The sequence below is a fragment of the Cupriavidus sp. CuC1 genome (assembly GCF_044627735.1).
Lineage (GTDB): Bacteria > Pseudomonadota > Gammaproteobacteria > Burkholderiales > Burkholderiaceae > Cupriavidus > Cupriavidus ulmosensis.
Genome location: NZ_JBIUHC010000407.1, coordinates 1 through 823 on the forward strand (window position 1 = coordinate 1; position 823 = coordinate 823).

Genomic DNA, 823 nt, shown 5'->3' on the forward strand with positions numbered 1-823 from the left:
TAGGCGGCGTTGACGACGACGTGCGTCGCCCCACGCTGCGTGCAAACTTCATCGAGCGCTTGAGCCAGTACCCCCTTTGCCCATGCGCTCATGCGGCGGTTGTAGTTCCGCCACTGACTCCTCCCCTTGATGGGGGACGTCAGATCTTCCGAACCGACCACTGCCGCCTTGTCCACGATGGTATGGGCGGACTGGTAGGCAATCGTGCGCAACCGCTGCTTCGTGCGGTCCCTGCGCGCCTGCAGTTTCACGCGTCCGAGGTTGCACTTCCTGATGCGCTCGGCCTTGGCGATGCGACCAGCTTTGCGATGGGCTTTTTCGAGGGCATGCAGCCGGTTCCGTACTTTGCCGGTCTTCGAAACCTGGTCGCTGTAAGCGCTCAGCACGGCGCCGAAGGTCTGACCATGACGCTCGCCATCGGAGTCGGCGAAGGCCTCGGTATAGCCTTTGTCGACACCAATTTCCCCTGTACCGCAGGGGCGCCCTTCGGCCTTCGAAGTAGCGTAGTGGATTTCGACCGCGTCACCCTTCACGATCACACGCAGGTTGCAACCCGTGAGGTCCACGTTCTTGCCGTTGCTGTTCGTCGTGAGCTCGATCGAAGGGCCATACTGCCTGGCGATGTGGATGGTGATGACCAGGTGCCCGTCTCTGACGCGGCTCTGATGCTTGTCCGAGCGGACGATGAACTGATTGTCGCAACGCGAAACGCCGTGCCGAAAGGACTTGCGCATCATCCGGTGCAGGTACTTGTCTTCGAGCCACTTGTCACTTTTGAGCAGGGTATAGAGCCGCTTTCGCTCTGCCTCGTCGGAGGTCCGCT

At 61.0% G+C, this 823-nt stretch carries 1 pseudogene; it reads right to left on the minus strand.

Annotated features, from left to right (window positions below):
- Positions 1-823, minus strand: a pseudogene (locus tag ACGLHR_RS51935) (transposase); the annotation flags it as partial.